Source organism: Pantoea sp. RCC30.1, from assembly GCF_058148845.1.
The window spans coordinates 299,807-319,816 of sequence record NZ_JBXUHX010000002.1 but is presented as its reverse complement, the minus strand read 5'-3'; the positions used below and the strand labels follow the sequence as shown (position 1 = coordinate 319,816).

Below are 20,010 nucleotides of genomic sequence, written 5' to 3'. Positions count from 1 at the left end.
TGGCTCATAACAAGTTTTACCCAGACTTTATATGTGAGCTTAACGATGGTCGAATGCTAGTTGTCGAGTACAAAGGCGAAGCTTATGTAACTAATGACGACTCAGCTGAAAAACGTGCTATCGGTGATAAATGGGCAGAACTAAGCAATGGGAAATGTCTGTTCATTATGGTCGTTGAACAAGACGGGCAAGGCCGCGATATTCGCCAGCAGATTCAAGCCTTAATTTCAAAATAATAATGAGGGAGCAGGTCAGAAATTATCCATTGAAATTGAGGTCAGCACGAGGTTCGTGTTTACCTGATCCTTAGGATGATTTACCCGCGTTTACAATGAAGGTTGCTAAGAGTTGGAAGCATAACTCCCGGCGTCGGCATCAATATTATCGTGAGTAACCTGAAAGTAGGTTGTGAATTAAATTACAACCTACTTATCTGGTAAGACCATTTCAAAATAATGAAGGTAGGTCTTAAAGTAATCACATTATCTATTAATACCTAGGATGTGCTGTAAACATATTTGTTGCTTGGTATATATTCTTTTCTTTCCATAAGATTTACTATCTTAACGTTTGAACCATGTTTAAGATATTTGTAAGTAAAGTATCTTGATACTTTTTCCTCATGAGTAGACATGATTAATTGTTTATCTCTAAAATCATTCCTTAATAATTCAATCAGTGATGACATATTGATATCATCCATCGTTTGAACAGGATCATCTATGAAGATGCTTGAGAATTTTTTGCAATAGACCTTGTTTAGAGCGAGCAGGAGTGAGATCACTACGGCCGAAATCTGACCAGAACTCATAGTATTCAATACATCATGATCACTTTCCCAGTTAGAAACAAACCTTACATTTTTAAGCTCATCATCACCAGTAGGATCTTTTATGAAAATACCATTTCCCAAGCCAGCTTGATGAGTTTGTAGTATTTTACCTGAGTAGATATAGAAGGGTATTTCGATATCGGTAATTAATTTTTTTTGGTATTGCCTTATCTGTTTTTTGATTACTTCGATAATACCCCCCAGTTCACTTATACCTTTCTCTAAGTTACCAATCTTATTTGTGTGGTCATTAAGCTCCCTAATCACTCTTCGAATAGATTCAAAGTAAAAACTTCTAATGTAGTTTTCTTTCTTTTCAATATCATTGACTTTAATCTGATGTAGAAGCTCACTGCTATTATTAAAATACTCCCTATATAAACGAGAAAAAACATTATTACCATTTTCCTCATGGTAATCCTGTGGTGCTGAAGAAATATTAGACATAATTGCTCTACATAACGCATCTACGTTAGAGTTGATTGAGTTAAGTCCGCCTAAAATAGGATATGAAGTTACAAGCAATTCATCGTGCGCAATGTTTTGGGATACAAGCCAATTGCGCAGCTTTTCAAAGCGCTCTTTCCATGATGCAGATTTATTCAGGTTGACAAGATCTTCAGAACTAAAAGGTATAAGATCCTTTAAATAATTATTACAACTGAGGATCAAAGGTTGCAAATGATCTTTATTAAATGAGTTTCGTAGTTCAGCTAACCTTTTTTCTTCTTCGCCAAGTTTTTTCTTAATTTCAGTACCATGCTCAACGATGGCTTCCATGAGATCTTTATGAGATTCATGGTCGTGACCACAAAGCTGACAAATGCTATTATTATCCAGAGAAAGTGTATCTTTATGCATAAGTTCATGATGTTTGAACAGCTCTGAAAAAACTGAGTTAAAACCTTTAAAATTCCACTGCTCTTTATTTAAATTTGTAATTTCTGTTTTGAATAATTCATGATTACTTAGACTTAATATCTCGAACAAAACTTTTATATCTATTGTTTGTTTTATTTTTACATAGTCTAAAGTTTTCAAAGTTTCTAGTGAGCTATATGTTATGTTGTATTTTCTCTGATTATCAATTATTTTATCATAGTTTTTTATTGCATTATAGTACGCTAGGTATAATGTAATTGTTTCTGTTTGGCGAGCCGCACTTTCATTAATCCTATTACGAATAAAATAATCTTTGAACGAAATTAATTTCTTTATGCTATTAAGTTCTTGCAAAATACTATTTAATTTATCATGATTCAGTTCTGGTATGGATTCCGCATCCCAGAAGGGAGTGTTACTATTAGAGGCAAGCCATGGGAAAACAAAAGAATGTGGTTCTGCATTACCAATCGTAACACTAGTTTTATCATTTATACCATACAGCTCCTTTAATTTGGATGCCTTCGTTGAAGTGTCTTTTAATAATCCTGAAAATTTCCTCTGTACATCAATTAACTTTTGAAGCTTGTTTTGAGAATCTCTTGTATCTCCAAATAGCTTGGCTAATTCCTCTGCTCGTTGTACTTCATTGTTATTTTTTAGGAATCGGGAGGTCTCTTCCTGTTGAACATAATGATATAAAAGATAGTCACGAGATAAATCAGTGCAATTAAAAAATGCATTGAGAGTACTTTCGCTAATAGATACGGGTTTTTCATCAATAATTTCATTTAACTCCCAAAGCTCAGGGAATTTTGATATTTTCTTATGACTATTAGGTATTTTGCTTTTTAGCTTTCTTTGAAAGCATCTAATGCCTTCATTACTAACAAACTCAAGTCTAATTTCAACATCTAATGCTCCATTGTGTGCTACAACAACATCTGCTGGATTCTGTCTGCTTTCGAGAGCAATTAATCTTGATATATTTCCAGTAAGTCCTAACTCTATAGCATCAAATATAGATGTTTTACCGTACCCGTTCGGGCCATCCAACAATATAAGGTTGTTGTTCTTAAAATCAACTGAGTAATCGTTGCCATCGAAAATCTTGAAGTTTTTGAGAGTTAACTTTGAAAGTGTTATCATCTATTTACCCCAGTTATTGGATGCAAAAGAAAGGATTTTTTCATTAGTCCATTCATCTTTTATATTGAGGATGTCATCCCTGATTTTTCGTTGTGTAACTGACAATTCCTTATCTATATCTTCATTGATTTTGCTCAGGCCTTTTTCTTGAGTTTCGTAAGTTAAAAACGGTAATTTTAGAAAGATTTTCATTAACACGGAATAATAATCATTGTTATCTTCTTTATTCACCTTGAATTTAACAAATTGGCTTCCGTTGTTTTCATTGATGATATTTTTTAACGTCTCATTCGTTAATTTATCAATGTTTTTTTCATTGATATAATTAATTAATCCATGTAACTCTTTCTCAGTATAGGCTATAACGTTCTTTTTAAAGTTATAAAGGTCTTCTTCGAGACTTAAGGTTGTCATACGCTCTATTTTATTGTCTTTATGGCAAATTATTAGTGTGCTATTTTTAGCAAAATAACGTTCAACATTCCCATATTTAATAATAGTTTCAAAAAGATACTCAGAGATTTCTTCAAGAGTAATTTTTAAATTTTCATTTGATTGATTAGATAGTTCGAGTATTACGAAGTATTCTTCCTTATTTTCTTTAGCTACTGGAGTGTAGATGGAATACTTGGCACCAATGAGAGAAAAATCAAAATTTACCTTTTCATAGCAATTACTTTCAAAGATTTTTTCCAGAATGTTAATTATCATGAAAGTATTTCCTTAGCATCCGTTATTGGAATTAGTCTGACCATCTTTAGGGGATCAGCCCTCTTTGTTCTAGATTCTGTGCCATCCTCTCTTGGCACATCATTTCTAGTGGTATTTAAGGTTGTGAATTCATAAACTGAAGAGCCCTGATAGATTATATTTCCTATTTCATAGTGCAACTCGTTAACTCCACGATTCTTAATTATTTCTTTTGCGATTTGTTCAGGTGGTGTGTGACTCGATATAACCGAGGGTAAGTAGTTATCCTCAGGTAAAGCAGAAAATCTATAGGTGAATTTATAATTTTTATGATCAATAGATGATTTTGCATGATTTATTGAGTGAAATATTTTAATTAAAACATAGCGTATACCCTTTTCATCCACGCCAAAGGCATTATCTAAATTAGATGCATGCTCTAAATATGTGTCGGGTGAGAAGTTTCGATAATAAGACCATAAATCAAGTGGGCTAAGCGATAAAATAAAGTCTCTTACAATGCTTAAATTACAGATGGTACCTTCTATCGGGAGCTCGTACACATCTTCATCAGACATATATTCATCAATTTTCCTCGAAAATTTCTCTTTAAAGCTAAAAGCAAGATGGTTCTTGCTGATTTTTTCTTTATCTTCAATCAAAAATTCATGTATCTTATTGAAAGGTATTATTATTTTTTCATCCTCTTGCTTTTGCTTATGTCTGCTTATTATGTGATCATCAATCATGCCTAATAGAAAATGGAAGGTTCTATTGGTTTGATATTCTGTAACTTCAATTCCATGTTTAGTTAAAAAGGTTTCTATTTCTTTCTTTAATTTGTTATTTATTTCATCCAGATCGCAAAATGAATTTCCGTCATCGTATGTGTATACTTGTAATCTTACGAGAGCATTATTAGTCTCATCGTGTATCGAGTTAAGGATGTCTCTGATTTCATCAGGTGTCTTTTCAGGAAGTGCTAAACGTAAAATCTTAGCATCTTTAGGAAGATTATCTTTATCAGAAGCGGCTTTTTCAATTATCGAACCTCCTGTCTTTGGTGCAGAATTATATTCTACAAGCAGTGTATTAATATCTTTTTTGATTGAGCTTATTAGATCTTCAGAGCCTCTTTTAAATGCTATTTTTTTCCATGTATGTATGTATCCTTTCACATTTTTATTTTTGTAGAGCTCTAATGTTAGTTCAAGGAGCGCATCAGCATATTTAGAATAGCTGGCGGAATTATATGCCTTGACCTGATGAAATGTTTTTGCATTTCTATCTTCAATGATTTCGAAGTCTTCGGTATTTTCAAGCATTAGACTCAAATTGGAAAGGTCATACCCTGCTGGTTTCATATTGATTATTTTTATGGCATGGTATAGCGAAACCTTTCCTTGATAGTTAAACCCACTCCATGATGGGGATGCATCGAAAGCCATAATTAACTCCTAAGAATATCAATTGAAAAATTCCTGACAGCTTCGTTAATGAACTATCATCTTATTTTTATAAAATAATTAAGGGTTTTATTAAATTGTCATTTTGCATTTTGAATTAGACTTCAGAAATGAGATGATTAATCCGTTATAAAAACGTTGATCTTTTAAGTGAATGGTTCACATTCAGAAAATATGATGAATCCCGTAACGCTACCGCCCTAGGGTGTTCTCCCCATGAAGATGGATGTTTTTATCAAATTTTGCTATGAATCAATAAATAAACATGTGTACTTTAGTGAAAAATATGATAATTGCTAATAGATACTAAATGGTTTAAGCAAAAGCGCTCTATACTTGATAAAGCATTAGGAATGCTATCACTTTTATGAAAAACAGAAAAGTATGAACTTTCATTTATTTTATTTGAATCAGTTAATTAAATGTTTTCATAAAAAACACTTGTAACAGTAATCGCGAAGGGCAGTTGCTGGTGGATGAGGTGCTCGATTATCTGAACCTGTCCGCTAAGAAACGCAAAAAAGTGCAGCGCTGTCTGATCAACGATCTCAACCCTCAGGCGGTGGATAGGGCTATAAACCGGTTGCGTGAGAATCGCGAGTTTATCCCACTGTGTGTCTCTGCGCTGGCCCGCGCCCGTGCAGACTGGCTCTATGGCATCAACATGACCCGTGCCTGGACGCTGCTGGGCCGCAATGCGGGCTACGACGGTGTGCTGTCGGTTGGTCGGGTGCAGACGCCGGTGCTGGGGCTGGTGGTCCGGCGCGATGAAGAGATCGAAAACTTCGTGCCGAAAGATTACTTCGAGGTGAAGGCGCATATTATAACGCCTGACGGCACTCAGTTTATCGCCAGCTGGATCCCCAGCGAAGCCTGTGAGCCCTGGCAGGATGAAGAGGGCCGGCTGCTCAAACGCGCGCTGGCCGATCATGTGGTGGCGCGCATTACCGGCCAGCCCGCGATCGTCAGCGCCTATAGCGATAAGCGCGAAAATGAAGTAGCACCGCTGCCGTTCTCGCTGTCCAGCCTGCAGATTGAGGCAGCTAAATGCTATGGACTGAGTGCGCAGACGGTGCTGGATACCTGTCAGCGGCTGTATGAAACCCACAAACTGATTACCTATCCCCGTTCGGACAGTCGCTATCTGCCTGAAGAGCATTTTGCCGGTCGTCATGCGGTGTTAAAGGCGATACAGGCGCATCAGTCACAGCTGACTCCACCGGCCGATTTCAATGTCGATCGCAGAAACCGCTGCTGGGATGATAAAAAAGTCGATGCCCACCACGCCATCATTCCCACGGCCCGTGCCAGCGCGGTAAAGCTCAGTGAAAACGAACAGAATATCTACGAACTGGTGGCGCGCCAGTATCTGATGCAATTCTGCCCGGATTCGGTATTCCGCAAATGTGTCATCGACCTTGATATTGCGGGCGGCAAATTCGTGGCCAAAGCGCGCTTCCTCGCAGAGGCGGGCTGGCGCGCGCTGCTGGGTAGCAAAGAGCGGGATGAAGAGAACGACGGCATGCCGCTGCCGGTGGTGGCGAAAGGGGATGAGCTGCTGTGCGAGCGGGGCGAAGTGCTGGCGAAGCAGACCCAGCCACCACGCCCGTTTACTGACGCCACCATTCTCTCGGCGATGACCGGCATTGCCCGTTTCGTTCAGGATAAAGAATTAAAGAAAGTGCTGCGTGCGACCGATGGTTTAGGAACGGAAGCCACACGCGCCGGCATTATCGAATTACTGTTTCGTCGTGGCTTCCTGGTGAAGAAGGGCCGTTACATCAATTCGACGGATGCCGGACGTGCTCTGATTCACTCTTTACCCGATCTGGCAGCCCGCCCGGATATGACCGCGCAGTGGGAATCGACACTGACGCGTATCAGCGAAAAGGCCTGCCGCTATGATGAGTTTATGGAGCCGCTGGTGCAGACCTTAACCGGAATTATCCAGCAGGCGCGACAGCAGCCTGCGGCGCATGCATTTCGGGGATTACCGTCCACCGGACAGAAACGTCCGGTGCGCAAAACCAGGCGTAAAGTGAAGGAGACGGAATGAGGCGTTATTCAGTATTACTGGTCGTAGCCCTGACGCTGGCGACCAGCGCGGCACAGGCGAACAGTCGTTATCAGTCGATGCCACAGCAGGGTAACAGCGGTGGGAATACCGATGTGGTGGTGGATATTCCACCAGAAGCCTGGTCGCAGGCAGAGAGACGTCAGCCTGACTGTCTCCGCTGCTGTATCTTCGAGAACCGTAACTACACGGAAGGCGCGGTGGTAAAATCAGAGGGCGTGTTGCTGCAATGCACCCGTGATGAACACTCCATTGGCACTAACAACCTGATCTGGAAGATAGTGAAATAGCCGTCGCGTGGCGCTCTGCCACGCGACAGTCATTTAAAAGCGGAAGGTTGACCAGATGGGCGCATGGTCTGAAGGCTTTTCCATGCTCCTGATGTCATAATCAATGCCGGTCTCGATGCAGTGCGACGCCAGGTTTTTACTTGCCAGCACAAGATCGATACGTAACCCACGATTATCATCAAACCCTTTCGAACGGTAATCGAACCACGAGAATCGATCCGCCACGTCCGGATTGTGCTCACGCCAGGTATCAACTAATCCCCAGCTCAGCAGGCGATCCATCCACTCGCGCTCTTCCGGCAGGAAGGAGCATTTGCCGGTGCGCAGCCAGCGCTTACGGCTATCCTCGCCAATGCCGATATCCAAATCGGTGCTACTGATATTCATGTCACCCATAATCAGAACCGGTTTGTCAGCAGGCAGATCTTCGGTTAGCAGACGCTGAAGATCGCGGTAGAACTTCTCTTTAGCCGGAAACTTGGTGGGATGGTCGCGACTTTCCCCCTGCGGAAAATAGCCATTGATCACTGTGATGTCGCCGATCGGACTGGGGATTTCCGCAATGATCAGGCGACGCTGCGACTCTTCGTCATCACCTGGAAAGCCCCGTCTCACTAACACTGGCTGAGCTTTGGTTAGCAACGCCACGCCATAATGGCCTTTCTGTCCATGATAGAAGACGTTGTACCCGAGCTTTGATACCTCTTCCAGTGGAAACATGTCGTCATGGACCTTGGTTTCCTGCAGACCGATAACATCGGGCTGATGCTGTTCGACAAGCGCCTGAAGCTGATGCGGGCGTGCACGCAACCCATTGATGTTAAATGAAACAAATTTCATGAGATCGACCATTTTTCAGCAAGTGATAGCCGCAGATGGTAGCGATTTTTATGCGTAAAGTCATGGTGGAACAGGGGAAGATTGTGCGAATTGGGTAAGGGATTAGCTGGCTGTGCAGGAAGCCTGGGTATTTATTGTTTTGGGATTTTTGTACGACATGCAAGATGGTGGTGGGAGAAGGATTCGAACCTTCGAAGTCTGTGACGGCAGATTTACAGTCTGCTCCCTTTGGCCGCTCGGGAATCCCACCAGGGATATATTGAAGAGGCTTAAGATGATTCAGATTCAGATGGTGGTGGGAGAAGGATTCGAACCTTCGAAGTCTGTGACGGCAGATTTACAGTCTGCTCCCTTTGGCCGCTCGGGAATCCCACCATGGCCTGAATCTTTCTCTCTTAAAGCGGGGCGCATCATACCAAATGCGATAAGGGTGTAAAGCGCCCACTGGCAAAACCACATCTGTTTGCCCACTTTTTACGCGTAGCGCTGAATCTGCAGACAATTCAGCACGCTGGCTGCTTAAAGAATAATCGTACGGTTGCCGTAAACGAATACGCGCTGCCCCAGCACTTTGTAGAGTGCGTTGCTCAGGACATTTTTTTCTACGTCGCGACCGGCGCGCATCATCTCATCAGCGGTGTAGCTGTGATCGACGTTAATCACATCCTGCATGATGATTGGACCTTCATCGAGATTATCATTCACGTAGTGCGCAGTAGCACCGATAATCTTCACGCCACGCTCATAAGCCTGATGGTAAGGGCGGGCACCGATAAAGGCCGGCAGGAATGAGTGGTGAATATTGATTATCTGGTTCGGATAACGCTGCACGAAAGCAGGCGTCAGAACGCGCATATATTTTGCCAGCACCACGTAATCAGGCTGATAGCGGTCAATCTCTTCTACCATGCGATTATCGTGCTCTTCCCGCGTCAACCCTTCGTGACTCACCAGCACAAACGGAATGTCGAAACGTTCAACCAGCGAGCGCAGCGTGTCGTGGTTACCTATTACCGCCGCGATTTCCATATCCAAGCCGCCAAACGCGCTCTTCATTAACAGATCACCCAGGCAGTGCGCCTCTTTGGTCACCAGAATCACCACGCGACGACGACCGGCGCTGTGCAGTTCACGCACTGAACCCTTTGGCAGAGCGCTGTCGAGATCGGCGAGCAGAGTATTATCGTTGAAAATTCCTTCAAGCTCTGTGCGCATGAAAAAACGCCCGGTGCGATGATCAACAAACTCATTGTTCTGCACGATATTGAGTTCGTGCTTGTAACAAATATTGGTGATTTTGGCGATCAGACCTTTTGCATCGGGACAAATGGTTCGTAAAACTTTTCTTTGCATGGTTTGCGCTTGCATCTCAATCGAGTCCTGTCAAAGCATTAGGGGTAAACCGCTGGGGCAGCCGCAGCTTAACCACAACATTTTTTGTATTTTTTGCCACTGCCGCACGGGCAGGGATCGTTACGTCCCACGGGCGGTTTCGTACCGTCAACATAGTACCAGCGTTGATCCTCGCGAAGAAAGCGTGAACATTCATGAATGGTGTGAATGTTGGTTTTCTCGCGGTATCGCGCAAAAAAGGTGACGAAAGCTTCGTTCTCATGGCTTCCATGATTACAACGGGTTACATTCAGGCTAAGCCAGACGGTACCCGGAAAACTTTCAGATAAAAGCCCTGACAGCTCCGGATGACGTTTCTCAGGCTGCCAGGTCGCAACCAGATATTCCGCATTCTGCTGAACATAAGCGCAATAGCGGGATCGCATAAGTTGTTCAGCAGTAACAGGAATCTGGTTGCCGTGCAGAAAGGGCTCGCAACATACGCTATACTGCTCTCCGCTACAACATGGGCAGGTTTCTGACACATTATCTCCAGGGATTGATGAGTCGATTTCACAGGCGCGCTATGTTAGCTGACCCCGCGTTGTGACGCTACGTATAGACGGCAGGACCAGATACAAATGAGAAAGGTAAAAATTGGATTGGCTCTGGGGTCTGGAGCGGCCAAAGGATGGGCGCACATCGGCGTGATCAACGCGCTGGAACGTGCAGGTATTGAAATCGACGTCGTTGCAGGCTGCTCTGTCGGGGCATTAGTCGGGTCTGCCTATGTCAATAATCGCCTGCCGCTGATGCAGAAATGGGTCAGTGCATTTCGCTACTGGGATGTTATTCGCCTGATGGATGTCTCCTGGCAGCGTGGCGGACTGTTACGCGGCGAGCGGGTGTTCAGCCATGTCCGTCAGCTGATCCCTAATGATGCGATTGAGCACTGTAATAAACCCTTTGGTGTGGTTGCAACCAACCTCAGCACCGGCCGTGAACTCTGGCTGACCGAGGGCGATTTGCATCAGGCCGTACGCGCATCGTGCAGTATGCCAGGTTTATTACCGCCGGTGGGCTACAATGGGTATTGGCTGGTGGATGGTGCTGTGGTCAATCCTGTGCCGATCTCGCTGACCCGCGCCCTGGGTGCAGACATTGTGATCGCCGTTGATTTACAGCATGACGCGCATTTGATGCAGCAGGATCTCTTTTCCGTTACACCTCAGAACAGTGAAGAAGAAGCCGCAGCAGCGGCATTGAGTTGGGGTGGGAAGCTGCGACAGCGCCTGGTGAATTTCACCCAGCGCCGTGCATCTCAGTCGCCTGGCGCGATGGAGATTATGTCCACCTCTATTCAGGTGCTGGAGAATCGCCTGAAGCGAAACCGCATGGCAGGCGATCCGCCTGATGTATTGATCCAGCCGGTCTGTCCGCAGATTTCGACGCTGGACTTTCATCGTGCTGAAGAGGCCATCGAGGCAGGCAGGGCCGCCGTAGAGAAGAAAATGGATGAACTATTACCACTGGTCCGTGGCAGATAATGAAGTTGTTCATTCAAAGCGGTGACTTCGGGCAATTCTGAAAGGCGCAACTGCGTTTTATGAACCACTATTGAAATATCTGGTACGCAGGGGGAAAGAATGGAAAAACCACTACTCGGCAAAAAGATACTCATTGTCGAAGATGAGGCTGTTTTCCGTTCGTTGCTGGACCAATTTTTGTTATCGATGGGTGCTGTGACGTTACAAGCGGAAGATGGTCTGGAAGCAATTGCACAACTACAACAGCATACTGTCGACCTGATTATCTGCGATCTGGAAATGCCCCGCATGAGTGGTATCCAGTTCGTTGAACACATTCGTACCCGTGGCAACGTCGTGCCGATTTTAATTATCTCGGCCACCGAAAACATGTCTGATATCGCCCACGTGCTGCGTCTCGGGGTACAGGATGTGCTACTCAAGCCACTGAAGAACTTTGAACGCTTCCGTGAAGCGGTCTATGAGTGTCTCTATCCCTCTATGTTCACCTCAAAAGTGGAAGAGGATGAACAGCTGTTTCAGGACTGGGATGCGCTGGTTCGCGATCCAAAAGCAGCCGCCAAGCTGCTTAAGCAACTTCAGCCTCCGGTGCAACAGACGATTGCTAACTGCCGGCTTAATTACCGTCAGCTGACGATGGCGGAGCAGCCTGGCCTGGTGCTGGATATCGCGGCGCTCTCTGATAAAGATCTGGCGTTTTACTGTCTGGATGTGACGCGTGCCGGTGACAACGGCGTGCTGGCGGCTCTGTTGCTGCGTGCGCTGTTCAATGGCCTGCTGCAGGAGCAACTGACCGGGCAAAAACAGCGCTTGCCGGAGCTTAATGGACTGCTCAGACAGGTCAATCTGCTGCTGCGTCAGGCGAACCTGAGCGGCCAGTTCCCGTTGCTGGTGGGTTATTATCACCGCGGTTTAAAAAACTTAATCCTGGTTTCGGCCGGATTAAACGCCACCCTTCATGTTAATGCCCATCAGATTCAACTCAGTAATGGCGTCCCCCTTGGCACTATGGGCAGCACCCATCTTAACCAGATTAGTCAGCGCGCAGATAACTGGCAATGCCACGTCTGGGGCGCGGGCGGGCGCATTCGGCTGATGTTGTCGACGGAAGAATAAGCCGCAATAACACAAGAATTCTGGCGCTGAAGACAGGGCCAGAGTTTAGCTTTACAGTTGGGTAATAGTCTTAATTTCGACGGTTTGGTCCCTTCCAGGATAAATCCGTTCGATACTAACTGATATACTCATTTCCGATTTTAAACCGACATATCAAGTATTAACTTGAACGGCCTATAAGAGAGGTATCTTAATGTCTGCCAATAATACCAAAGTAAAAAAAGCGGTAATCCCGGTAGCGGGTTTGGGTACGCGTATGCTCCCGGCTACCAAAGCGATTCCAAAAGAGATGTTACCGCTGGTTGATAAGCCGTTAATCCAGTATGTCGTTAACGAGTGTATCGCTGCTGGCATCAACGAAATTGTGCTGGTAACGCATTCATCAAAAAATGCCATCGAAAACCACTTTGATACCAGCTTCGAACTGGAATCTATGCTGGAAAAACGCGTTAAGCGTCAGCTGCTGGACGAAATCCAGTCTATCTGCCCGCCACACGTTACCATCATGCAGGTCCGTCAGGGCATCGCTAAAGGTCTGGGTCACGCTGTTATGTGTGCACACCCACTGATCGGTGATGAGCCATTTGCGGTCATCCTGCCGGACGTCATCATCGACGAATACGAATCTAACCCAACCAAAGATAACCTGGCAGAAATGCTGAGCCGTTATGAAGAGTCTGGCCGTAGCCAGATCATGGTTGAGCCGGTTGCCGATGTGACTGCTTACGGTGTTGTCGATTGCCAGGGCGCAGAACTGAACCCAGGCGACAGTGCACCAATGGTTGGTGTGGTTGAGAAGCCTAAAGCAACAGAAGCCCCTTCAAACCTGGCTGTAGTGGGTCGTTATGTTCTCTCTTCAGACATCTGGCCACTGCTGGCAAAAACGCCTCCAGGTGCAGGCGGCGAAGTTCAGCTGACTGACTCCATCGCTATGCTGATGGAAAAAGAGACTGTTGAAGCTTATCACCTGAAAGGCGTGAGCCATGACTGTGGTAACAAGCTGGGCTACATGCAGGCTTTCGTTGAGTACGGTGTTCGTCATCCGGTATTGGGCAAAGATTTCTCTGAATGGCTCAATGGCGCAGTTGGCAACAAGAAGTAATTCATAAACACAGGATAACTCGATGAAAGTCACTGTATTTGGTATCGGCTATGTCGGTCTGGTTCAGGCTGCGGTGTTAGCCGAAGTCGGACATGACGTTCTCTGCATTGATGTCGACGCTAATAAAGTCGAAAATCTGAAAAAAGGCATCATTCCTATTTTCGAACCAGGTTTAACGCCGCTGGTAATGTCCAATTACGAAGCAGGTCGTCTGAAGTTCAGCACTGATGCTGAACTGGGCGTAAACCATGGTGTTATGCAGTTTATTGCAGTTGGTACTCCACCTGATGAAGACGGCTCTGCCGATCTGAAATATGTGACCGCCGTAGCGCGCACCATTGCGCAGCATATGAACGATCACAAAGTGGTTATCGACAAATCAACCGTTCCGGTTGGCACAGCAGACAAAGTTCGTGCAGTAATGACGGAAGCGCTGAAAGCGCGTGACGCCAACATCACTTTCGATGTGGTTTCAAACCCTGAATTCCTGAAAGAGGGTGCTGCAGTTAATGACTGTATGCGTCCAGAGCGTATCGTTGTCGGTACTGACAACGACGACGTGGTAGAGCTGTTACGCGAACTCTATGAGCCGTTTAACCGTAACCACGATCGCATGATCATGATGGATATCCGCAGCGCAGAGCTGACCAAGTATGCAGCAAACTGCATGCTGGCAACCAAAATCAGCTTTATGAATGAAATGTCTAACCTGGCTGAACGTCTGGGCGCGGATATTGAGAAAGTACGTCAGGGTATCGGTTCTGATCCCCGCATTGGCTATCACTTTATCTATCCTGGCTGTGGCTACGGCGGCTCCTGCTTCCCGAAAGACGTGCAGGCGTTAATCCGTACCGCTGAGTCCATTGGGTATCAGCCACGTCTGTTACAGGCCGTGGAAGATGTGAATGACAACCAGAAAAACAAGCTGCCTACCTTCATCAAGCGTCATTTTGGTGACGATCTGAAAGGTAAAACGTTTGCACTCTGGGGCCTGTCATTCAAGCCGAATACAGACGACATGCGTGAAGCCTCCAGCCGTGTGCTGATGGAAACGCTGTGGGAAGCAGGCGCCTCTGTTCAGGCGTTTGACCCTGAAGCAATGGATGAAGCGCAGCGCATCTATGGTCACCGCAGCGATCTCAAGCTGATGGGTACCAAAGAAGCGGCACTGCAGGGTGCTGACGGCCTGGTCATCTGTACGGAGTGGCAAAACTTCCGTGCACCTGACTTCGACATCATCAAAAATGCGCTGAAAGAAGCCGTGATTTTTGATGGTCGTAACCTGTATGATCCAGAGCGTATCAGCAAACGCGGTTTCGTTTATTATGCAATCGGCCGCGGAGCGTCTATTCAAACTGCATAATTAACGAGGGATTTATGAACTTTCTGGTCACCGGCGCCGCAGGCTTTATTGGTTTTCATGTCAGTCAGCGTCTGCTGGCCGCCGGTCACCAGGTTGTCGGTATCGACAACCTGAATGATTATTACGACGTAAATCTCAAGCATGCCCGTCTCAATTTAATTAAAGCCGATCCAGGTTTTACTTTTATTGAGATGGATCTGGCGGACCGTGGCGCAATGGCGTCACTGTTCGACCAGAACACATTCCAGCGCGTTATCCACCTTGGCGCTCAGGCTGGCGTCCGGTACTCCATTGAAAATCCTCATGCCTACGCAGACTCCAATCTGATCGGTCACCTCAATATCCTTGAAGGCTGCCGTCATCATAAAATTGAACATCTGCTCTACGCGTCATCCAGTTCCGTTTATGGTCTGAATCGTAAGATGCCGTTCTCAACCGAAGACAGCGTTGATCATCCGGTTTCTTTATATGCGGCGACTAAAAAAGCTAACGAGTTAATGTCCCATACTTACTCGCATCTCTATCAGCTGCCGACAACCGGATTGCGCTTCTTTACCGTCTATGGTCCGTGGGGCCGTCCTGATATGGCATTATTCAAATTCACCCGCGCGATGATTGCCGGTGAAGCGATTGATGTGTATAACCAGGGCCAGATGAAACGCGACTTTACCTATATCGATGATATTGCCGAAGCGATTGTTCGTCTGCAGGATGTTATTCCGCAGCAGGATGATAACTGGACGGTTGAAACCGGTTCACCCGCAACCAGTTCAGCACCTTATCGTGTTTACAATATTGGTAACAGTCAGCCTGTAACCTTGATGAACTATATCGAAGCGATTGAGAAAGCACTGAAGATTACTGCGAAGAAAAACCTGATGCCAATGCAACCCGGTGATGTACTGGAAACCAGTGCGGATACCGAGGCTTTATTTAAGGCCATTGGTTTTAAACCGCAGACCGGAGTTGAAGAGGGCGTTAAAAACTTCGTTGACTGGTACCGCGATTTTTATTGCGTCTGATTAAAAGAAAAAGGAAGCTTCGGCTTCCTTTTTTGTTGCGCATCACACTGCCGCTATAGCAGCAAAGTTACGTACTATTACAGTAAAAAATCGTCCAGCTTTTTACCCTGTTCTTCCAGCGCTTTTTTAATCAAAGCCGGGGTGCGACCCTGGCCGGTCCAGGTTCTGGACTCGCCTTTTTCATCGGTATAACCATATTTAGCCGGGCGCACTGAGCGTTTACCTTTTGCCGCAGCTCGGGGGGTGACGTTCAGCGTGTTAATCAGTTCATTCGGGTCGATTCCATCGGCCAGCAGCATTTCACGGTACTGATTAAGCTTACGCGTGCGTTCTTCATTTTCTGCCTGAAAATGCGACTCTTCTTCGCGGCGTTCTTTTACTACCACGTCCAGTTTTTCCAGCATCTCTTCCAGGGTTTCTACGGAATACTCTCTGGCCTGGGCGCGCAGCGTACGGATATTATTAAGAACTTTTAGTGCTTCGCTCATTGTCCTGGTCTCTGAATAAGGGGAAAAAGGTGTGTTGCCCGCTAATAGTAGTGGCGACATTAAATAACTTCAATCATAAAAAGTTCCGACAACTAATTACTTTGGTGACTAAAAATAATGCTGGCTAAAAAATTCACAGTTATGCCGAATAAAAATTTTTTTTCGGTTAGTCCGATATCAAATAAATTTAATGTATTTTCAGCAGTAACAAAAATGTCATTCATTTTGTTGCGGGTATAATAAGCAAAACTTATTCTCTGAAGTCGCGCACATAACAGGCACCGTAAACTGCAAGTAGAGGTATAAAAGAGTAGCCGTTACGCTTTATTCCCCCATCAACCACAACGAATCGCTGGCGCTTTGTGTTAATATGCGCGCCATTCCGTTAAGTTCCGATGAAGATACGCTCCTATGGCCCAACTCTATTTCTATTACTCGGCAATGAATGCAGGGAAATCGACCGCACTACTGCAATCCTCCTATAACTATCAGGAACGCGGCATGCGTTCACTGGTCTACACCGCTGAAATCGATAATCGCTTTGGTGCCGGGCAGGTGAGTTCCCGCATCGGACTTTCGTCGCCGGCCATGCTCTACAACGCAGAGACCTCACTCTACAGCGACATTGCCGCTGAACATGCCACGCAGCCGATTCACTGCGTGCTGGTTGATGAGAGTCAGTTCCTGACCCGCGAGCAGGTTAAAGCGCTCTCAGATGTCGTGGACGATCTGGATATTCCGGTACTCTGCTATGGCCTGCGCACCGATTTTCGCGGTGAACTGTTTGTGGGCAGTCAGTATCTGCTGGCATGGGCGGACAAGCTGGTTGAACTCAAAACCATCTGTCACTGTGGACGTAAGGCGAGCATGGTGCTGCGACTGGATAGCGAGGGAAAACCCTTCAGTGAGGGTGAGCAGGTGGTGATTGGCGGTAATGAAAGCTATATCTCAGTCTGCCGCAAACATTATAAGCAGGCGATAGAGCAGGGCTCGTTACAGGCGATTCATGGCGCACAGACGCCGCTGAAATAGCCGCGTTGTTCAGGCAATAAAAAACCCGCCGAGGCGGGTTTTTTTATCTGAGAATCAGAACGGCACTATCAGACTTTTTTGGCTTTCTTGTCAGCTTTAATGCCTTTTACCGGCTGCTCAGCGACCGCCTGGGCGATGCTTGAGAACGGTTCGGTGAATTCACGACCGTAGAAGGTATCGAGCATAATCTGTTTCAGCTCAGCAATCAGCGGATAACGTGGGTTAGCGCCGGTGCACTGGTCATCGAACGCATCATCGGCCAGTTTATCGACTTTCGCCAGGAAGTCCGCTTCCTGTACACCAGCTTCGCGGATAGAGGTCGGGATACCAAGTTCAGTTTTGATCTCATCCAGCCAGGCCAGCAGCTTTTCAATTTTCTGCGCGGTGCGGTCGCCCGGTGCGCTCAGACCTAAGTGGTCAGCAATCTCGGCGTAGCGACGACGCGCCTGCGGACGATCGTACTGGCTGAAAGCGGTCTGTTTAGTTGGGTTGTCATTCGCGTTATAGCGAATAACGTTCGAGATTAACAGGGCGTTGGCCAGACCGTGTGGGATATGGAACTCTGAACCCAGTTTGTGCGCCATTGAATGACAGACCCCAAGGAAGGCGTTGGCAAACGCAATACCGGCGATAGTGGCGGCATTGTGAACGCGCTCACGCGCCACCGGATTTTTAGCCCCTTCGGCATAGCTGGCTGGCAGGTTCTCTTTCAGCAGTTTCAGTGCCTGCAGCGCCTGTCCATCAGAGTACTCATTTGCCAGCACGGAAACATAAGCTTCCAGTGCGTGGGTGACAGCATCCAGCCCCCCGAAGGCGCAGAGTGAACGCGGCATATCCATCACCAGGTTGGCATCGACAATCGCCATGTCCGGGGTTAATGCATAGTCAGCGAGTGGATATTTCTGCCCTGTCGCATCATCGGTTACTACGGCAAACGGTGTGACTTCTGAACCGGTACCGGAGGTGGTGGTGATGGCGATCATGCGCGCTTTGACGCCCATTTTCGGGAACTTGTAGATACGTTTACGGATATCCATGAAACGTAACGCCAGCTCTTCGAAGTGCGTTTCCGGATGTTCGTACATCACCCACATGATTTTCGCGGCATCCATTGGGGAACCGCCGCCCAGCGCGATGATGACATCAGGCTTGAAGCTTTCCATCTGCTCTGCACCTTTACGCACGATGCTCAGCGTCGGGTCAGCTTCAACTTCGAAGAACACTTCAGTCTCGATGCCGTGTGATTTCAGCACGCGGGTCACCTGGTCGGCATAGCCGTTATTAAACAGGAAACGGTCAGTGACGATAAAGGCACGTTTCGCGCCGTCCGTTGCCACTTCTTCCAGTGCAATTGGCAGTGAACCCCGACGGAAGTAGATGGATTTAGGAAGTTTATGCCACAACATATTCTCAGCTCGCTTGGCGACAGTTTTGGTATTGATCAGGTGTTTTGGACCGACGTTCTCTGAAATAGAGTTGCCGCCCCAGGAACCACAACCCAGCGTCAGGGAAGGTGCCAGTTTAAAGTTGTAGAGGTCACCAATACCGCCCTGTGATGCAGGCGTGTTGATCAGAATACGCGCGGTTTTCATTTTGTCGCCGAAGTAATGCACGCGCTCAGTCTGGTTGTCCTGGTCGGTGTAAAGACAAGAGGTGTGACCAATACCGCCCATGGCGACCAGTTTCTCCGCTTTATTAACCGCATCCTGGAAATCTTTCGCCCGATACATCGCCAGCGTTGGCGAGAGTTTCTCGTGAGCGAACGGCTCAGACTCATCCACCAGTTTCACTTCGCCAATCAGGATTTTGGTGCTCGGTGGTACGCTGAGTCCGGCCATCTCCGCAATTTTGAAGGCAGGCTGACCCACGATTGCCGCATTCAGGCCGCCGTTTTTCAGGATGATATTCTGCACGGCACTCAGTTCAGCACCCTGCAGCATGTAGCCACCATGGCTGGCGAAACGTTCACGCACGGCGTCATAGACTGAATCAACCACAATTACAGATTGTTCAGAGGCGCAGATCACGCCGTTATCAAAGGTTTTTGACATCAGAATGGATGCGACGGCACGTTTCAGATCGGCGGTTTCATCAATAACCACCGGTGTGTTGCCTGCACCCACGCCAATCGCTGGTTTACCGGAGCTGTAAGCCGCTTTCACCATGCCCGGACCGCCAGTGGCGAGAATCAGGTTGATGTCAGGGTGGTGCATCAGCTGGTTTGACAGCTCAACAGAAGGGGCGTCGATCCAGCCGATGATGTCTCGAGGCGCACCAGCGGCAATCGCAGCCTGCAGGACAATGTCAGCAGCTTTGTTTGTCGCGTCTTTGGCGCGTGGATGTGGCGAGAAGATGATACCGTTTCGGGTTTTAAGGCTGATTAAGGCTTTGAAGATGGCGGTTGAAGTCGGGTTAGTGGTCGGGACGATGCCGCAAATCAGACCAATTGGCTCGGCAATGGTAATGGTGCCGAAGGTATCGTCAGTGGCTAACACACCACAGGTCTTTTCATCTTTATAAGCGTTGTAAATATATTCTGAAGCAAAATGGTTTTTGATCACTTTGTCTTCGACAATGCCCATACCGGATTCGGCAACGGCCATCTTGGCTAGCGGGATTCGGGCGTCTGCGGCGGCGAGGGCGGCGGCACGGAAAATGGCGTCGACCTGTTCCTGAGAAAAGTTGGCATATTCACGCTGGGCTTTTTTTACACGTTCTACCAGTGCATTAAGTTCAGCGACATTGGTTACGGCCATGGTGTTCTCCTGAAGGAAGTTAAACTTTT

General features: G+C 46.5%; 16 protein-coding genes, 2 tRNA genes and 1 pseudogene. 9 read left to right on the top strand and 10 right to left on the bottom strand.

Translation table 11 applies throughout. The features are described from left to right. The coding region (locus tag AC2LB6_RS04100) for a hypothetical protein (protein WP_490092555.1) at positions 1-236 on the top strand (236 nt) is incomplete at its 5' end. A gap of 260 nt (positions 237-496) precedes the next feature. On the opposite strand, the gene AC2LB6_RS04095 is transcribed toward AC2LB6_RS04100, so the two are convergent. Genes AC2LB6_RS04095 through AC2LB6_RS04085 form a run of 3 tightly spaced genes read right to left on the bottom strand, consistent with a single transcriptional unit; the run spans position 497 to position 5,001 of the window. Next, positions 497-2,863 (bottom strand): AAA family ATPase, encoded by a 2,367-nt coding sequence (locus tag AC2LB6_RS04095; RefSeq protein WP_490092554.1) that lies wholly within the window; start codon positions 2,861-2,863, stop codon positions 497-499. Further along, the gene (locus AC2LB6_RS04090; RefSeq protein ID WP_490092553.1) at positions 2,864-3,574 is read right to left on the bottom strand and encodes an ABC-three component system middle component 1; all 711 of its coding nucleotides are present in this window, start codon (positions 3,572-3,574) and stop codon (positions 2,864-2,866) included. After that, positions 3,571-5,001, bottom strand: a complete 1,431-nt coding sequence (locus AC2LB6_RS04085) for an ABC-three component system protein (protein WP_490092552.1) — start codon at positions 4,999-5,001, stop codon at positions 3,571-3,573. The genes AC2LB6_RS04090 and AC2LB6_RS04085 overlap by 4 nt, the downstream gene beginning before the upstream one ends. 469 nt (positions 5,002-5,470) lie before the next feature. On the opposite strand from AC2LB6_RS04085, the pseudogene AC2LB6_RS04080 reads away from it, so the two are divergent. Continuing rightward, positions 5,471-7,075, top strand: a pseudogene (locus tag AC2LB6_RS04080) (DNA topoisomerase III); the annotation flags it as partial. Continuing rightward, positions 7,072-7,383 carry a DUF1496 domain-containing protein gene (locus tag AC2LB6_RS04075; protein WP_090960475.1) on the top strand — a complete coding sequence of 104 codons (312 nt, stop codon included), beginning with the start codon at positions 7,072-7,074 and terminating at the stop codon, positions 7,381-7,383. The pseudogene AC2LB6_RS04080 and the gene AC2LB6_RS04075, both read left to right, overlap by 4 nt. A gap of 33 nt (positions 7,384-7,416) precedes the next feature. Here the strand turns inward: AC2LB6_RS04075 and xthA are convergent, their stop codons facing one another. From xthA to AC2LB6_RS04050, 5 genes are all read right to left on the bottom strand, one after another. After that, the gene (xthA, locus tag AC2LB6_RS04070) at positions 7,417-8,223 is read right to left on the bottom strand and encodes an exodeoxyribonuclease III (protein WP_490092551.1); all 807 of its coding nucleotides are present in this window, start codon (positions 8,221-8,223) and stop codon (positions 7,417-7,419) included. Positions 8,224-8,388: 165 nt separating this feature from the next. After that, positions 8,389-8,473 (bottom strand) — tRNA-Tyr (locus AC2LB6_RS04065). Positions 8,474-8,513: 40 nt separating this feature from the next. Further along, positions 8,514-8,598: transfer RNA gene (locus AC2LB6_RS04060), tRNA-Tyr, on the bottom strand. A 144-nt stretch (positions 8,599-8,742) separates the two neighbouring features. After that, entirely contained in the window at positions 8,743-9,591 is an 849-nt protein-coding gene (gene purU, locus AC2LB6_RS04055) for a formyltetrahydrofolate deformylase (protein WP_090960478.1), read from the bottom strand. A gap of 53 nt (positions 9,592-9,644) precedes the next feature. Beyond that, complete coding sequence (locus AC2LB6_RS04050) at positions 9,645-10,100, bottom strand: YchJ family protein (RefSeq protein WP_490092550.1); 456 nt, start codon at positions 10,098-10,100, stop codon at positions 9,645-9,647. Between the two features lie 96 nt (positions 10,101-10,196). Here AC2LB6_RS04050 and rssA point away from each other — a divergent pair, with 96 nt between their 5' ends. From rssA to AC2LB6_RS04025, 5 genes are all read left to right on the top strand, one after another. Then, a complete protein-coding gene (rssA, locus tag AC2LB6_RS04045; RefSeq protein ID WP_033732842.1) occupies positions 10,197-11,102 on the top strand; it encodes a patatin-like phospholipase RssA in 906 nt (301 codons plus the stop codon). Between the two features lie 99 nt (positions 11,103-11,201). Then, on the top strand, positions 11,202-12,218 hold the full coding sequence (gene rssB / locus AC2LB6_RS04040) for a two-component system response regulator RssB (protein ID WP_490092549.1): 1,017 nt from the start codon (positions 11,202-11,204) through the stop codon (positions 12,216-12,218). Between the two features lie 193 nt (positions 12,219-12,411). Next, entirely contained in the window at positions 12,412-13,320 is a 909-nt protein-coding gene (gene galU / locus AC2LB6_RS04035) for a UTP--glucose-1-phosphate uridylyltransferase GalU (protein ID WP_490092548.1), read from the top strand. A 22-nt stretch (positions 13,321-13,342) separates the two neighbouring features. Beyond that, positions 13,343-14,683, top strand: a complete 1,341-nt coding sequence (locus AC2LB6_RS04030; protein WP_090960487.1) for a UDP-glucose dehydrogenase family protein — start codon at positions 13,343-13,345, stop codon at positions 14,681-14,683. 14 nt (positions 14,684-14,697) lie between these two features. Then, entirely contained in the window at positions 14,698-15,705 is a 1,008-nt protein-coding gene (locus AC2LB6_RS04025; protein ID WP_490092547.1) for an NAD-dependent epimerase, read from the top strand. Between the two features lie 77 nt (positions 15,706-15,782). Here AC2LB6_RS04025 and hns read toward each other — a convergent pair whose 3' ends face one another. After that, positions 15,783-16,193 (bottom strand): histone-like nucleoid-structuring protein H-NS, encoded by a 411-nt coding sequence (gene hns / locus AC2LB6_RS04020; RefSeq protein WP_490092546.1) that lies wholly within the window; start codon positions 16,191-16,193, stop codon positions 15,783-15,785. A gap of 411 nt (positions 16,194-16,604) precedes the next feature. Here hns and tdk point away from each other — a divergent pair, with 411 nt between their 5' ends. Next, the gene (gene tdk, locus AC2LB6_RS04015; RefSeq protein ID WP_490092545.1) at positions 16,605-17,225 is read left to right on the top strand and encodes a thymidine kinase; all 621 of its coding nucleotides are present in this window, start codon (positions 16,605-16,607) and stop codon (positions 17,223-17,225) included. Positions 17,226-17,293: 68 nt separating this feature from the next. On the opposite strand, the gene adhE is transcribed toward tdk, so the two are convergent. Beyond that, the gene (adhE, locus tag AC2LB6_RS04010; RefSeq protein WP_490092544.1) at positions 17,294-19,981 is read right to left on the bottom strand and encodes a bifunctional acetaldehyde-CoA/alcohol dehydrogenase; all 2,688 of its coding nucleotides are present in this window, start codon (positions 19,979-19,981) and stop codon (positions 17,294-17,296) included. Between the last annotated feature and the right edge of the window lie 29 nt (positions 19,982-20,010).

Coding starts and splice junctions, on each gene's coding strand:
- galU (WP_490092548.1), top strand. CDS start 12,412: ATGTCTGCCAATAATACCAAAGTAAAAAAAGCGGTAATCCCGGTAGCG.
- rssA (WP_033732842.1), top strand. CDS start 10,197: ATGAGAAAGGTAAAAATTGGATTGGCTCTGGGGTCTGGAGCGGCCAAA.
- AC2LB6_RS04030 (WP_090960487.1), top strand. CDS start 13,343: ATGAAAGTCACTGTATTTGGTATCGGCTATGTCGGTCTGGTTCAGGCT.
- purU (WP_090960478.1), bottom strand. CDS start 9,591: ATGCAAGCGCAAACCATGCAAAGAAAAGTTTTACGAACCATTTGTCCC.
- AC2LB6_RS04090 (WP_490092553.1), bottom strand. CDS start 3,574: ATGATAATTAACATTCTGGAAAAAATCTTTGAAAGTAATTGCTATGAA.
- xthA (WP_490092551.1), bottom strand. CDS start 8,223: ATGAAATTTGTTTCATTTAACATCAATGGGTTGCGTGCACGCCCGCAT.
- AC2LB6_RS04095 (WP_490092554.1), bottom strand. CDS start 2,863: ATGATAACACTTTCAAAGTTAACTCTCAAAAACTTCAAGATTTTCGAT.
- tdk (WP_490092545.1), top strand. CDS start 16,605: ATGGCCCAACTCTATTTCTATTACTCGGCAATGAATGCAGGGAAATCG.
- adhE (WP_490092544.1), bottom strand. CDS start 19,981: ATGGCCGTAACCAATGTCGCTGAACTTAATGCACTGGTAGAACGTGTA.
- hns (WP_490092546.1), bottom strand. CDS start 16,193: ATGAGCGAAGCACTAAAAGTTCTTAATAATATCCGTACGCTGCGCGCC.
- AC2LB6_RS04085 (WP_490092552.1), bottom strand. CDS start 5,001: ATGGCTTTCGATGCATCCCCATCATGGAGTGGGTTTAACTATCAAGGA.
- AC2LB6_RS04075 (WP_090960475.1), top strand. CDS start 7,072: ATGAGGCGTTATTCAGTATTACTGGTCGTAGCCCTGACGCTGGCGACC.
- AC2LB6_RS04025 (WP_490092547.1), top strand. CDS start 14,698: ATGAACTTTCTGGTCACCGGCGCCGCAGGCTTTATTGGTTTTCATGTC.
- rssB (WP_490092549.1), top strand. CDS start 11,202: ATGGAAAAACCACTACTCGGCAAAAAGATACTCATTGTCGAAGATGAG.